At 67.8% G+C, this 13,915-nt stretch carries 14 protein-coding genes; 9 read left to right on the top strand and 5 right to left on the bottom strand.

Translation table 11 applies throughout. From position 1 onward, the window contains the following. Positions 1-76: 76 nt before the first annotated feature. The gene (locus KBI52_RS15225) at positions 77-418 is read right to left on the bottom strand and encodes a helix-turn-helix domain-containing protein (RefSeq protein ID WP_173949071.1); all 342 of its coding nucleotides are present in this window, start codon (positions 416-418) and stop codon (positions 77-79) included. A 95-nt stretch (positions 419-513) separates the two neighbouring features. Here KBI52_RS15225 and KBI52_RS15220 point away from each other — a divergent pair, with 95 nt between their 5' ends. The 3 genes from KBI52_RS15220 to KBI52_RS15210 all read left to right on the top strand — a co-directional run bounded on the left by KBI52_RS15220 (position 514) and on the right by KBI52_RS15210 (position 3,593). Beyond that, positions 514-1,530 carry a zinc-binding alcohol dehydrogenase family protein gene (locus KBI52_RS15220; RefSeq protein ID WP_210808518.1) on the top strand — a complete coding sequence of 339 codons (1,017 nt, stop codon included), beginning with the start codon at positions 514-516 and terminating at the stop codon, positions 1,528-1,530. Positions 1,531-2,089: 559 nt separating this feature from the next. Next, entirely contained in the window at positions 2,090-2,470 is a 381-nt protein-coding gene (locus tag KBI52_RS15215) for a DUF2794 domain-containing protein (protein WP_173949073.1), read from the top strand. Positions 2,471-2,597: 127 nt separating this feature from the next. Beyond that, on the top strand, positions 2,598-3,593 hold the full coding sequence (locus KBI52_RS15210) for an SDR family oxidoreductase (protein ID WP_210808516.1): 996 nt from the start codon (positions 2,598-2,600) through the stop codon (positions 3,591-3,593). A gap of 58 nt (positions 3,594-3,651) precedes the next feature. Here the strand turns inward: KBI52_RS15210 and KBI52_RS15205 are convergent, their stop codons facing one another. Beyond that, a complete protein-coding gene (locus KBI52_RS15205) occupies positions 3,652-4,185 on the bottom strand; it encodes a GNAT family N-acetyltransferase (protein ID WP_173949075.1) in 534 nt (177 codons plus the stop codon). Positions 4,186-4,291: 106 nt separating this feature from the next. Here KBI52_RS15205 and KBI52_RS15200 point away from each other — a divergent pair, with 106 nt between their 5' ends. Continuing rightward, positions 4,292-5,797, top strand: coding sequence for an MFS transporter (locus KBI52_RS15200; RefSeq protein ID WP_262265660.1), 1,506 nt, complete (start codon positions 4,292-4,294; stop codon positions 5,795-5,797). 121 nt (positions 5,798-5,918) lie between these two features. Continuing rightward, on the top strand, positions 5,919-6,245 hold the full coding sequence (locus KBI52_RS15195) for a GYD domain-containing protein (RefSeq protein ID WP_173949076.1): 327 nt from the start codon (positions 5,919-5,921) through the stop codon (positions 6,243-6,245). Between the two features lie 56 nt (positions 6,246-6,301). Here KBI52_RS15195 and KBI52_RS15190 read toward each other — a convergent pair whose 3' ends face one another. From KBI52_RS15190 to KBI52_RS15180, 3 genes are all read right to left on the bottom strand, one after another. Continuing rightward, positions 6,302-7,084 (bottom strand): Bax inhibitor-1/YccA family protein, encoded by a 783-nt coding sequence (locus KBI52_RS15190; RefSeq protein WP_173949077.1) that lies wholly within the window; start codon positions 7,082-7,084, stop codon positions 6,302-6,304. 229 nt (positions 7,085-7,313) lie between these two features. Further along, positions 7,314-9,902 carry an ABC transporter permease gene (locus KBI52_RS15185; RefSeq protein WP_173949078.1) on the bottom strand — a complete coding sequence of 863 codons (2,589 nt, stop codon included), beginning with the start codon at positions 9,900-9,902 and terminating at the stop codon, positions 7,314-7,316. A gap of 12 nt (positions 9,903-9,914) precedes the next feature. Beyond that, on the bottom strand, positions 9,915-10,607 hold the full coding sequence (locus KBI52_RS15180; RefSeq protein WP_210808514.1) for an ABC transporter ATP-binding protein: 693 nt from the start codon (positions 10,605-10,607) through the stop codon (positions 9,915-9,917). Positions 10,608-10,679: 72 nt separating this feature from the next. Here KBI52_RS15180 and KBI52_RS15175 point away from each other — a divergent pair, with 72 nt between their 5' ends. The 4 genes from KBI52_RS15175 to KBI52_RS15160 all read left to right on the top strand — a co-directional run bounded on the left by KBI52_RS15175 (position 10,680) and on the right by KBI52_RS15160 (position 13,798). Further along, a complete protein-coding gene (locus tag KBI52_RS15175; protein WP_173949080.1) occupies positions 10,680-11,354 on the top strand; it encodes an arylesterase in 675 nt (224 codons plus the stop codon). Between the two features lie 63 nt (positions 11,355-11,417). Further along, positions 11,418-12,461: an aldo/keto reductase gene (locus KBI52_RS15170; protein ID WP_210808512.1), complete on the top strand. Its 1,044-nt coding sequence runs from the start codon at positions 11,418-11,420 to the stop codon at positions 12,459-12,461. A 173-nt stretch (positions 12,462-12,634) separates the two neighbouring features. Further along, positions 12,635-13,171: an RNA 2',3'-cyclic phosphodiesterase gene (gene thpR / locus KBI52_RS15165; protein WP_210808510.1), complete on the top strand. Its 537-nt coding sequence runs from the start codon at positions 12,635-12,637 to the stop codon at positions 13,169-13,171. A gap of 36 nt (positions 13,172-13,207) precedes the next feature. After that, entirely contained in the window at positions 13,208-13,798 is a 591-nt protein-coding gene (locus KBI52_RS15160) for a histidine phosphatase family protein (RefSeq protein ID WP_210808508.1), read from the top strand. The last annotated feature ends 117 nt before the right edge of the window (positions 13,799-13,915 follow it).

The following is a 13,915-nucleotide window of genomic DNA, read 5'->3' as shown; positions in this document are numbered from 1 at the left end:
CAGTGTGGCAGGTTGCGCAACAAAAGCATAAGGGTCCGAGCAAAGTACGGTAAAGTTGCTGCGCCGCACAGGCACTTTACGCTGCTTCGGCCTCCACGGACGACAGATTCGCGTCTCCCCATTCCTTCATGGCCATCAGCACGGGCTCCAGGGACCGGCCGCGCCCGGAGAGCGTGTATTCGACCCGGGGCGGCACCTGGGCATAGACGGTCCGGACGATGAGGCCGTCGGCCTCGAGCTCGCGCAGCTGATGGGTGAGCATGCGCTGGGTGATCGACGGGATGAGCCGGCGCAACTCGTTGAACCGCAAGGTCCCGCGCAGGAGCTTGTAGAGGACGATGATCTTCCATTTGCCGTCGATCAGGCTCATCGTCCGCTCGACGGAACATCCCTGAACCCTCTGCGCCTTCTGCGGCATTACGGTATCCTTTTCGACACTATGGGCTGTTTTTGTGCGTTCTTGCGAACTCCAACACTATGCTCAAGTATCGTCCCGTCAACAGGAGACATGCCATGCGCGCCGTCGGATACCAGCAATCCCTCCCCATCGACCAGGACGCCTCCCTCACGGACGTCGAGCTGCCCCGCCCCGAGCCCGGACCGCGCGACCTGCTCGTCGAGATCAGGGCCGTGGCCCTCAACCCGGTCGACACCAAGGTGCGCATGCGCGCTCAACCCGAGCCGGGCGGCGTGAAGGTTCTGGGCTTCGACGCGGCCGGGATCGTCAGGGGCGTCGGCAAGGACGTTTCCCTGTTCCGGGAAGGCGACGAGGTGTTCTATGCGGGCGCCATCACGCGCCAGGGCACCAATGCGGAGTTCCACGTGGTCGACGAGCGGCTGGTGGGCGCCAAGCCGAAGACCCTCTCGTTCGAGGAGGCCGCGGCCCTGCCGCTCACCACGCTGACCGCCTGGGAAACCCTGTTCGACCGGCTCGAGGTCAAGCGCCCGGTCAAGGGCGCGGCCAACGCCATCCTGATCGTGGGCAGCGCCGGCGGCGTCGGGTCCATCGCGGTCCAGCTCGCGCGGCAGCTCACCGATCTGACCGTGATCGCCACCGCGTCGCGTCCGGACACGCAGGCCTGGGTGAAGGAGCTCGGCGCCCACCACGTGATCGATCACGGCAAGCCGCTGGCCGCGCAGGTGGAAGCCCTGGGGATCGGCGCGCCGGCCTTCGTGTTCTCCATCACGCACACGGAGGACCATTTCGCCGAGATCGCCAAGGCCGTTGCGCCGCAAGGGCGCTTCGCCCTGATCGACGACCCGAAGGCGCCGCTCGACATCAGCCTCCTGAAGGGCAAGAGCGTATCGATCCACTGGGAATCCATGTTCACCCGCTCCACCTTCCAGACCGCCGACATGGAGCGGCAGCACGAGATCCTGAACGAGGCGTCGCGTCTGGTCGATGCGGGCACCATTCGCACCACGCTGGCGGAGATCGTCGGGACGATCAACGCGGCCAATCTCAGGCGCGCGCACGCCCTCATCGAGAGCAACCGCACGCGCGGCAAGCTCGTGCTGTCGGGATTCTAGAGCATCGGACCCAAAAGTGGACCCACTTTTGGGTCCGATGCTCCCACCTCTTTGACGAGCGCATCGTTCATGCGGAAAACCGGATCCACTTTTCCGCACGATGCGCTAAGGGTGTTCCGATCCACGTCCGTCATCACCGGGCTTGTCCCGGTGATGACGGGAAGAGGGTGTGAATGTTTGTGGAGCATCGCTTGCTGTCACGTGCGATGTGTTAAGCGAACGTTAACGGCAAAAAAGAAGGGCTTTGCGATCTGGACCATCGCAAAGCCCTTTAAACAGAAGAAAAGGCTGCCTTGAAGGGCAGCCCTGTGCCTCGAGGGTGGCCCGGCCCGTCGCGCGACTCAGAGGGCTGGGGGGCTGACGTGTCCAAGCCGTTCGATGAGCCGGGCCGTCGAGGCAACTTGAGCATTTACGGCATTCAGTGCGGCTCCATCACGGCGCGATTGAGGCAGGAATAAGATTTGCAGAAGAAGCCGTGATTCATCCTGTCGCCCTGGGTTGATCCCTTAGCCGCCGAAGCCCATCATCAGGGCATGTTTTGCGAGTTATGGGAGGCGTCATGAGCGAAGGTGACATCGCAGAGCCGCTGCGCGGCGGCTCGATGCAGGGTTCGGCCCACATCGTTCCTTTTCCCGCCGCGCCGAAACAGGTGTCCTTCGACCGTGCCGAGTTGCAGGCCATTCTCAATCTCTACGGCCGCATGGTGGCGGCCGGCGAATGGCGCGATTACGCCATCGATTTCCTGCCCGACAAGGCGGTCTTCTCCATCTTCCGACGCACATCCGAAATGCCCCTCTACCGGATCGAGAAGGATCCCAAGCTCGCCAAGAAGCAGGGCGCTTATTCGGTCATCGTGTCGACGGGGCTGATCCTCAAGCGCGGACATGAACTCGCCCGCGTGCTGCGGGTGCTCGACAAGCCGAAGGTCGTGTCGGCTTAAGGCTCTCGGCTGCTCGCGGCGAACGCTCCGCCGCCCGGAACACCCCATCGCGCCTCGCGTTGCCGGAACGATGCCGCGACAGCCGGCCGGGCCTTTGCGGCCACGACGGCAGCGATGAGGAACCCCGATGACGCGCGACCTTTCCGGCCTTTCCGTGGTGATCACCGGCGCGTCGAGCGGGATCGGCCGCGCCGCGGCGCTCGCCTTCGCCCGGCAGGGCGCCCATGTGGCCCTCGCGGCGCGACGGTCGGACCTGATCGAGGAGGTCGCCCAGGCGTGCCGGGACCTGGGCGCGCGGGCCATCGCGGTCCCCACCGACGTAACCGATGCCGACGCCGTCGACGACCTCGCCCAGGCGGCCCGGCGGGACTTCGGCACCATCGACGTCTGGATCAACAATGCCGGAACGGGCGTGTTCGGCCCCTACCAGGACGCGGACATCGCCCTTCACCGGCGCACCATCGAGGTCAACCTGCTCGGGGCCATGCACGGCGCCCATGCGGCTCTGCCCGTCTTTCTGGCGCAGGGCCACGGAATCCTCATCAACACCATCTCCCTGGGCGGCTGGGCACCGAGCCCATATGCTGCCGCCTACACGGCCTCCAAATTCGGCCTGCGGGGGTTTTCCGCGAGCCTGCGCCAGGAATTGGGTGATCATCCCGACATCCACGTCTGCGGCGTGTTCCCGGCCATCGTCGACACGCCAGGCCTCGATCATGGGGCGAACGTGTCGGGCCGGCAGATCAACCCGGGATCGCTGATCTATGCACCCGAGGATGTGGCCGAGACCTTCGTGGCGCTGGTGCGCCATCCGCGCGACGAGGTGGCCGTGGGCTGGCCCGCCCGAGCCGCCCAGGTCGCCTACGCCCTGGCGCCGGGCCCGACCGAGCACCTGGCGGGCGCCTTCATGCGCCGGGCGCTCGAACGCGCCGCCCCGGCGCCACGGACGGAAGGCGCCCTGCTGCAGCCGGTCCCCGCAGGCCGGGGCGTGAGCGGCGGCTGGCGCGCCCGCAAGGGCCTGCCCCGTTCCGCCCGCCAGCCGAGCCGCATGGCCGGCGCCGTCCTCCTCGCCGGATTGGCGCTTCTGCTGGGCACGAGGGCCGCGGCGCGGGTTCGGCGCTAAAGCATCGGACGGACCCAGAGGGCCGGGTCAGGAAACCAGCTTTCATGAGGGGATGCTGTCAGATCGGCCGGGTCGGTGCCTCGCCCGTGCCGCGTCCGAGCGGCCGCTGCATCAGCACGGTGGAGAGCCAGCGCCCGTGCTTGTAGCCGATTCCCTTCAGGATCCCGACAGGCTCGAAGCCCAGGCTCCGGTGCAGGCCGATGGACCCCTTCGAGTCCTCGTCGCCGATGACCGCCACCATGAGCCGGAAATCCCGCGCCTCGCAGTCCTCGATCAGCGCGGCGAGCAGCAGGCGCCCGACACCCTGCCCCTGCGCGGCCGGCGCGACATAGATCGAATCCTCCACCGTCGAGCGATAGGCCGGCCGCGTGCGATAGGCGCCTGCATAGGCATATCCGAGGATCTCCCCGTCCCTCTCGGCCACCAGATAGGGATAGCCGCCCTCCAGAAGGGCGGCGCGGCGGCGCGCCATCTCGCCGAGATCGGGAGGGTCGAGTTCGAACGAGGCGGTGCCGTGCGTGACCGCATGGGCGTAGATTGGCGTGATGGCCTCGAGATCGGAATCAGCGGACGGGCGGATGAGGATGCTCATGAGGGCTGTCTCAAACAGATCGAGGTCGGAACGGAACAGGATCCCAGAAGTGGATCCACTTTTAGGTGCAATGCTCTAGCATGGACGGCATGAGAAAGGCACGCCCGTGAACGATCTCGGCGCCGGCAGAACCCGGCCATCCGCCGATGCCAGGACGCGGACCATGGTGGTCTGGTCGGCGATCCTGGCCTCCAGCATGGTCTTCGCCGACGGGGCCATCGTGACCGTGGCGATGCCGCAGATGCGCATGAGCCTGCAGGCGTCGCTCGCCGAGATGCAATGGGTCACCAATGCCTATGCGCTGACCCTGTCGGCCTTCCTGCTGCTGGGCGGCGCGGCCGGCGACGCCTATGGCCTCAGGCGGGTCTTCATGATCGGAATCGCGTGCTTCGGCCTGACCTCCCTCTGGTGCGGCCTGTCGGGGACGCCCGGGATGCTGATCGCCGCCCGGGCCTTCCAGGGCATCGGTGGCGCCTTGCTGGTGCCGGGCTCGCTTGCCCTGATCAGCGCCCATTTCCCGAAGGAGTCGCGCGGCAAGGCCATCGGCACCTGGGCGGCCGCCTCGGGCATCGCGGCGGCCCTGGGGCCGATCCTCGGCGGCTGGCTGATCGATATCGGCCCCTGGCAGGCGATCTTCTGGATCAACGTCCCCATCGCGGCCCTGGCGCTCTGGCTGTGCGCGACGCATGTCCCGGAGAGCCCCGTGGCGCGGGCGACCGCCATGGACTGGCTCGGTGGCGTTCTGGCCGTCGCCTCCCTCGGCCTGCTGGCCTATGGCCTGACGGCTTTGGGCGAACGGGAGAGCCACAAGGGCTTCGCCGCGCTGCTGGCGCTCGGCGGCGCCATGACGCTCGGCCTCTTCATCCGGCACGAGACGCGCGCGGCCGCCCCGATGATGCCCCTCGACCTGTTCCACGCGTCCGCCTTCGCCAACGTCAACGCCCTGACGCTGCTGCTCTATTTCGCACTGAGCGGCGCCCTGTTCTTCCTGCCCACCGCGCTGATCGAGGCCCATGGCTATTCGGCCGCCAAAGCCGGGTCGGTGTTCCTGCCCTTCACGGTCCTGATGGCCGTGCTGTCCCGGCTCGGCGGCACGATGGCCGACCGGTTCGGCACCCGCATGCTCCTGACCGCCGGCCCCCTGATCACGGCCTTGAGCTTCGCGCTCCTGGCCCCGGCGGTGCTGCATGGCGGCTACTGGATCGCGATCGTGCCCGTGATGGCCCTCATGGGGCTCGGCATGGGGATCACGGTCGCGCCGCTCTCGACCACGGTGATGAACGCCGTTCCGGACGCGCGCATCGGCGTGGCGTCCGGCATCAACAACGCGGTCTCCCGCGTCGCGGGGCTGGTTGCCGTGGCCGGCCTCGGCGTCGTCGCCACGGTCGGGTTCCGGCGGACCGCCGCCTGGTCGGGTCCCGAGCTGGCGGACCGCTTCGCGGAGGCGACCTTCGGGGCGCTTCCGTCGTCCGTCGCATCGGACGGCATTGTGCAGGATCTCTATGCCACGGCGACGATCGGGGGGTTCGGCCTGGTGGCGCTGATCTGCGCCGCCGCGGCCTCTGCCAGCGCCTGGTTCGGCTCTCGCTCGGCTCTGAAGGAACGTCCCTGAGCCGATGGCCGTCCCGGCTTTGTTCCTGCGACGAACCCCTCTGTGCAAAGGACTCGCAGCTCCCCCGGTTTGGGCGTTAACTGCGTTCGCTGGGGCCGAACTCCGACGGACGAGGTGAGCCATGGCCATGTATCTTACACGCTTCAGCTATACGCCCGAGACCTGGGCACGCCTGATCGAGAACCCCGAGGATCGACGTATAGCGGCTCGTTCCTACATCGAGTCGGTGGGGGGAAGGCTGCACGGGTTCTGGTACGCCTTCGGCGAGCACGATGGCTGGAACTTATGGGAGGCGCCGGACAACGTGTCGATGGCCGCCGTCGTGCTTGCGATCGGCGCGGGCGGCGCGCTTCGCTCGAGCGAGACGACTGTCCTCCTCGGCGTCGAGGACCTGATGGAAGCCCTCGGAAAGGCGAAGGCGGTCCGGTACCGTCCACCGGGAACATGAATAAAAAAGCCCCGGCCTTTCGGCCGGGGCTTCGAGAGCGTCTGCTCCGCTCGTTCTTACTGGTTGCGGTTGCCCACGAGAGCCAGCAGGAACTGGAACATGTTGATGAAGTCCAGGTACAGGGTCAGGGCGCCCAGCACCGAGGCCTTGCCGGCCGCCTCGGAGTCGAGGTTGCCGTAAAGGTACATCTCCTTCAGCTTCTGCGTATCGTAGGCGGTGAGGCCCGCGAAGATCAGAACGCCGATCACGGAAATGCCGAACTGCAGGGCGCTCGACGCGACGAAGATGTTCACGATCGAGGCCAGGATCAGACCGACGAGGCCCATGATCAGGAACGAGCCCATGCCCGACAGGCTGCGGTTCGTGGTGTAGCCCCAGAGCGACAGCGAGCCGAAGGCCGCCGCCGTGATGAAGAACACCTGCACGACGCTCGCGCCGGTGTAGCGGATGAGCAGCGTCGAGAGCGAGGCGCCCATCACCGCCGCAAAGGCGAAGAAGGTGCCGCGGGCGGACGCCGCCGACATCCGGTCCATGCGGAACGAGAAGAAGAAGATGAACGCCAGAGGCGCCAGCGCCACGATCCACATCAGAGGCGTGGTGTAGAGGGTGACGCCGAACTGGGTCAGGCCGACGCTGCCGATCCGGGCGACCGCCTGAGACGGATCGCTCGTCGTGGCCAGCATGTTCACGCCGAGTGCGACCAGGGCCGAGATCGCCAGGCCCAGGACCATGTTGTTGTAGACGCCGAGCATGAAGGCGCGCAGGCCCTGGTCGACCTGAGCCGCCGTCCGGGCAAAGCCGGTGCCATAGGCGTTTTGGTTTTGCTCATACGGTTGCATCGGAGTCCTTTCTCGCGGTGTCCCGTGTGTTCCCTCGAAAGGCTGGGAAGTCAGCCCTCGGCCGCCGCATGTGCGACGACATGCAAAATATGAGGGGCGGGCCTGCGTTGCGCAAGAGGCAGCGCCAAGCTTCAACTCTTCGTGACAAAGAAAAAGGAGGAGCAGAGTTGCTGCTCCTCCTCACGCGCGTTCGTCGGCGCCTCTAGAACGGCCTCGCGAAAACAGGCCGTTAAAGATTTCTCAAGTAGAGCGCCGGCTTTTGACTTAAGATCCGCCACGTTCCGATCAGCCCTAATCCGACGCTCACGAGAACCGCCAGCATCGAGGCCAGGACGGCGCCCGACAGATCCAGGGTAAAGCTTAGGTTCATCACGCGGGTGATGATGAAATAAGCCGCGAGCGTTCCCGCCAGCAGCCCGAACACCGCCGTGGCGAGGCCCAGAAGCCCGTATTCGAGCGCATAGGCGGAGAGCAGCCGCGCCCGGGTGGCGCCGAGCGTCTTGAGCACCACCGCATCGTAGAGCCGAGCCCGGTGACCGGCCGCAAGCGCGCCGGCCAGGACCAGGAGGCTCGCGATCAGCGCGATGGAGCTCGCGCCGCGGATCGCCATGACGAGCTGCGAGACCACGTCGTTCACCGCCTCCAGGGCATCCTTCACCCGCACGCTCGTCACCATCGGGTACGCCTGGGCGGAGCTTCTCAGGATCCTGGCGTCGAGCGCCGCATCCGAGCCGTTCGGGAAGGTGACGGTGGCCAGATGCGTGTGCGGCGCGCCCGCGAAGGCGTTGGGCGAGAACACCATGACGAAGTTGATGCCCATGGAGCGCCATTCGATCTCGCGCAGGTTCCCGATGGTGGCGCTGATGTTGCGGCCGAGCACGTTGACGGTGATCTCGTCGCCGATCTTGAGGCCGAGTCCCTCGGCGATCTTGCGGTCGAAGGACACGAGCGGCCGGCCGCGATAGCCTTCGGGCCACCACTCGCCCTGCACCACCTTGGAGCCTTCCGGGGGCTTGGCCGCGTAGGTGATGCCGCGGTCGCCCTCGAGCACCCAGGACACGTCCTCGGGCGCCTTGACCTCGGCCACGGGACGTCCGCCGAGGGTCACCAAACGACCGCGCATCATGGGCACGCGCTCGATCTGGGCGTCGCCGGCCTGACTCTTGAGGAAGCCCTCGAAGGCATCCGCCTGCTGGTTCGGGATGTCGAGGAAGAAGAAGCTCGGCGCCCGCTCCGGCAGGCTCTGGGTGAGCTGGCGGGTCAGGTTGGTGTCGATGAGCGCCAGGGTGACCAGGAGCGTGATGCCCAGGCCCAGCGACAGCACCAGGGAGGGCGTGAGAGCGCCGGGCCGGTGGATGTTGGCGAGCGCGAGCCGCGGCGCCGTCCGGCGGGGGCGCGGCAGGCGGCGGGCGAGCGCCATGATGCCCAAAGCCACGACGCGCAGGAGCAGGAAGGACCCGGCGGCCGCGCCCACGAACATCAGGGCGATGCGTCGGTCGTAAGCCGCGAGCAGGGACAGCCCGACGAGCGCCGCGACCGAGAGCACGAGGGCCGCGATGTAGCGCTTGCGCGGCCAGCGCCGCTCGGGGTCGATCTGGTCGCGGAAGAGGCCCGAGACCGGCACGTCGTGGGCCCGACCGAGAGGCGCCAGCGCGAAGACCAGGGCGGTGAGCACCCCGTAGAGCAGCGCGATGCCGAGCTCGCTCCAGGCGAGCGTCGGCTGGATCGGGATCGGCAGGAGGTGGCCGAAGAGCCCGGTCACCACGAAGGGCAGCACAGCCCCGAAGGCGAGCCCGATACCGATGCCGACGACCGCGATCAGCATCACCTGGATGAGATAGAGCAGCACCACCTGCCCGCCTGGCGCGCCCAGGCTCTTGAGGGTCGCGATGGAGGCGCGCTTGCGGTCGACGAAGCCGCGCACCGCATTGGCGACGCCGACGCCGCCGACGAGGAGCGCGGTGAGGCCGACGAGCGTGAGGAACTGGGTGAAGCGCTCGATGTTTCGGGCGAAGCGCGGATCCGCGTTGAGGCGCGTGCGGATGTTCCAGCCGGCCTCCGGCAGGACGCGGTTCGCCTCGGCCTCGATCCGGGTCAGCCCCTCCTCGGTGGATTGCTCGGGCGGCAGGGTGAGCCGGTAGGTCCAGCGCACGAGGCTGCCCGGCTGGACGAGGTCCGTGGCCTTCAGGGCCTCCTGCGACAGCAGGAGCCGCGGCCCGAAGCCGATGCCGTCGGCGATCTTGTCCGGCTCCGACACGAGGCGGGCCCGCAGCTCCACGGTCGCGGCGCCGACCGTGACCCGGTCGCCCACCTTCAGGTCGAGACGGGCGAGGAGCGCCGGATCGACCGCGGCCCCGAAGGCGCCGTCGCGCGCGGCGAAGAGGTCGGCAGGCGGGAGGGCCGGATCGGTCTCGAGCGCCCCGACGGTGGGATAGCCCCCGTCGACGGCCTTCATCTCCACCAGCCCCGAGCCCTTCTCGCCGGCCAACGCCATGGCCCGCATGGTGGCGATCACGTTGACCCGGCCTTGCGACTCCAGGAACGCCCGCTCGGGCGCCCCGGCCTCGCGCTGGAGCAGGGAGAAGGCCATGTCGCCGCCCAGGATCCGCCGGCCCTCGCGGGAGATGCCCTCGGTCAGGGAGCGGGACAGGGACGATACGCTGGCGATCGCCGCGACGCCGAGCGCGATGCAGGCGAGAAAGATGCCGAAACCTCGCAGGCCCCCGCGCAGCTCGCGGACGGCAAGGCGCAGCAGGAGCGGCAGGCGCGACGCGGAGGCGGACCGTCGCTGCGGCGTGGCGGGAAGGGAGCCGTGCATGACCGAGATCCCTTACGCCACGGCGGAGGCCGCGCCGGCCTCCACCTGCCCCGAACGCAGGCGCACCATGCGGTCGCACAGGCGGGCGAGGTTGAGATCATGGGTCACGAGGACCAGGGTGGCGCCCCGATCCCGTTTCAGGGCGAAGAGCAGGTCGACGATGGACTGCCCGGTGGTCTCGTCGAGATTGCCGGTGGGCTCGTCGGCCACCAGGATCGCCGGGTTGGGCACGATGGCGCGGGCGATCGCCACGCGCTGCTGCTCGCCGCCCGAGAGCTGCGCCGGATAATGGTGCAGGCGGTGGCCGAGCCCCACGGCCTGCAGTTCGGCCTCGGCCCGTTCGAAGGCCTCGCCCTCGCCGGCGAGCTCCAGCGGGAGCGCCACATTCTCCAGGGCCGTCATGGTCGGGACGAGGTGGAAGGACTGGAACACGATGCCGATGCGCCGGCCGCGGAAGCGCGCCAGCGCGTCCTCGTCGAGCCCCGACAGGTCGGTGCCGTCGACGATCACCCGGCCCGAATCGGGCCGCTCGAGCCCGGCCATGGTCATGAGCAGGGTCGACTTGCCCGAGCCCGACGGTCCGACCAGCCCCACCGCCTCGCCCATGCCGACCTCCAGGGAAATGCCCTTGAGGATATGGACCCGTGCGGCTCCGCGCCCGAGGCTCAAATCGACGTCGTGCAGCGCGATGGCCTTGTCCTGCATGCCCATTCACCCGATCTGTTGGAAAATCCGAAGTTGCCCGGTTCTAGTCCGGTAGAGATGGGAAGCCTATCAATGAAGCGCCAATCCGGCCCGTTCATGACGATCATTTTTGCGTGTGCGGCGGCCCTGGCCGCCATGATCGCCCCGGTCTTCGCTCCCTTGCCGGCAGCCCAGGCGCAAGGGCGGACCATCCGCCTCGTGGCCCTCGGCGACAGCCTGAGCGCCGGCTACAACCTGCCGCAGGAGGCGGCCTTCCCGGTGGCCCTGGAGCGGGCGCTCAAGGCCAAAGGCTACAAGGTGGAGGTGGCCAATGCGGGGGTGTCGGGCGACACGTCCTCGGGCGGCCTCGACCGGCTCGACTGGTCCGTGCCGGACGGCACCGACGGGGTGATCCTGGAACTCGGCGCCAACGACATGCTGCGCGGGCTCGACCCGGCCGGGACCCGCAAGAACCTGGAGGCCATCGTCGAGCGCCTCAAAAGCCGCAATATCCCGGTCATGCTCGCGGGCATGTATGCCTCGCGCAATCTCGGGCCGGATTACGTGCAGAAATTCGACAGCATCTATCCGGACATTGCGAAGAAGCACGACCTTGTGCTCTATCCCTTCTTCCTGGACGGAATCGTCGGTGAAAAATCCCTCAACCTGCCCGACGGGATGCACCCGACGGCCAAGGGCGTGGAGATCATCGTCGAGCGCATTCTGCCCAGCGTCGAGAGCTTTCTCGCCCGTCTTTCTCAGCGCTGATCCTCGTCGGCGCCTCATTCTCGCCTGAACGCGGGGGATCATGTCCCCGCGAGGAGCTTACCCATGGAATACCGCCGCCTCGGCCGCACGGATCTCAATGTCAGCCTCATCTGCCTCGGCACCATGACCTGGGGCCAGCAGAACACCGAGGCCGACGGCCATGCGCAGATGGATTACGCCCTCGATCAGGGCATCAACTTCTTCGACACGGCCGAGCTCTACTCCATCCCGCCCCGGCCCGAGACGCAGGGCTCGACCGAGCGGATCATCGGATCCTGGTTCAAGGCGCGGGGCTCGCGCGACAAGGTGATCCTCGCCACCAAGGTGATCGGCCGCTCCGACAATACCTGGTTCCGGGACGACGGCTCCAAGGGCGAGCTCTCTCGCGCCCAGGTCGAGGAGGCGGTGAACAAGAGCCTGAAGCGGCTCGGCACCGATTATATCGACCTCTACCAGATCCATTGGCCCGACCGGCCCATGGCCTGGGGCTCGAACCCGACGGTCTTCCGCCACCAGGACGGACCCTCGCACCCGATCGACGAGACGGTCGAGATCATGACCGACCTGGTGAAGGCCGGGAAGATCCGCCATTTCGGCCTCTCCAACGAGAGCGCCTGGGGCACCATGACGTTCCTCAAGCACGCGGACGCCAAGGGCCAGGCCCGGGTGCAGTCGGTGCAGAACGCCTACAGCCTCCTCAACCGCACCTACGAGGTCGCGCTGGCGGAGGTCTCGATGCGCGAGAACGTGAGCCTGCTCGCCTATTCGCCGCTGGCCCAGGGCTATCTTACGGGCAAGTACCTCGACGGCGCCCGTCCAGCGGGCGCGCGCACCACCCTGTTCAACCGCGGCCAGCGCTACGAGAACCCCACCGCCGAGGCGGCGATCCGCAAATATATCGCGCTTGCCAAGGAATTCGGCCTGGATCCGGCCCAGATGGCGCTGGCCTTCGTCAATTCCCGCCCCTTCGTCGGCTCGACCATCATCGGGGCGACCTCGATGGAGCAGCTGAAGACGGACGTCGCGTCCATCGACGTGACGATCACGCCGGAGCTCGAGGAGCGCATCGACGCGATCCACGTCGAGCACTGCAATCCGTGCCCGTGAGATCACGCTCTCGCGTCATGGCCGGCCTCGTGCCGGCCATCCCGATGCGGTGAGGCGCGGCGTTCATCGAGAGGGGACCACCGGGACAAGCCGTGTCGCGACGGACGAATGACCCCGTCGGAACAAACGCCCGCCACCGATCGTCTGAACACCATCAACCCGGGAGGTGCCGCATGCCCCGCCTCTTCACCGGCATCGAGATCCCGGCCGAGATCGGCCTCGCCCTGGCGAGCTTCCGCGGCGGACTTCCGGGCGCCCGCTGGGTCGATCCCGAGAACTATCATCTGACCCTGCGCTTCATCGGCGACATCGACGAGCGCATGGCGGACGACGTCACGTCGATCCTCGGCGAGCGGCGCCAGCGGGCGCCGCTGACCATCGTCATCGACGGGCTCGACACCTTCGGCGGCGGCAAGCCCCGGGCGGTCTTCGCCCGCACGTCCGGCAACGGCGAGCTGATCGAGGTGCAGGCCGAGCAGGAGCGCCTCCTGCGCCAGGTCGGCCTGCCCCCGGAGACCCGCAAGTTCACCCCGCACGTGACCCTGGCGCGCCTGCGCAACGTCTCGCCCATCGACGTGGCGGATTACATCGCGACCCGCGGCCATTTCCCGAAACTGACATTTCCGGCCGACCGTTTCGTCCTGTATTCCTCCCGGAACTCGGTCGGCGGCGGACCCTACATCGTCGAGGCGGCCTATCCCTTGGGCTGACTCGACGGGCGGATGGGAGGCCGGTACAGCATCCCGATGGCCTCGCTCATCTTCATCACCCATCCCGAAGTGGTCATCGACCCGGACCAGCCCATTCCCGAATGGCCCCTGAACGCCACCGGGCGCGCCCGCATGGAGCGCTTCGCAGCGATGCTCGCGGACAGGGACGTGTCGGCCGTCTATGCCAGCACCGAACGCAAGGCCATGGACGGCGCCGCCATCGTGGCGGAGAGCCTCGGCCTGTCCTACGGGACCGACGAGGATCTGGGCGAGAACGACCGCTCGTCGACGGGGTTCATCGCGCCGCCGGAATTCTGGGACGTGGTGGCGGAATTCTTCGGCCGCCCGCACGAGAGCATCCGCGGCTGGGAACGCGCCATCGACGCCCAGACCCGGATCGTCGGCGCCGTCGGCCGGATCCTGCGCGGGGACGAGACCGCGGGCGATATCGTCGTGGTGTCTCACGGTGGGGTCGGATGCCTGCTCACGGCCCATCTGCAGGGGGTCGCCATCGGCCAGGAAAGTCGCCCGTCCCATCCCGGCGGCGGCTGCTTCATCGCCATCGACCGCGATTCCTTCACGCTGACGCAGGACTGGCGCGCCATCGAGGACGGGTTTGCCGCCTGAGGACGATCGCGTCGTCGGTCGCGGTGCCGGAGATGCCCCCTCTCCCGTCATAGCCGGCCTTGTGCCGGCCTCCCGCCACGGAAGGGCTCGGCGCCTCACGTCATCGGGATCACCGGG

Source organism: Microvirga sp. HBU67558 (genome assembly GCF_018069605.1).
GTDB classification, from domain to species: Bacteria; Pseudomonadota; Alphaproteobacteria; order Rhizobiales; family Beijerinckiaceae; genus Microvirga; species Microvirga terrae.
This window is presented reverse-complemented; position numbering and strand designations above follow the sequence as displayed.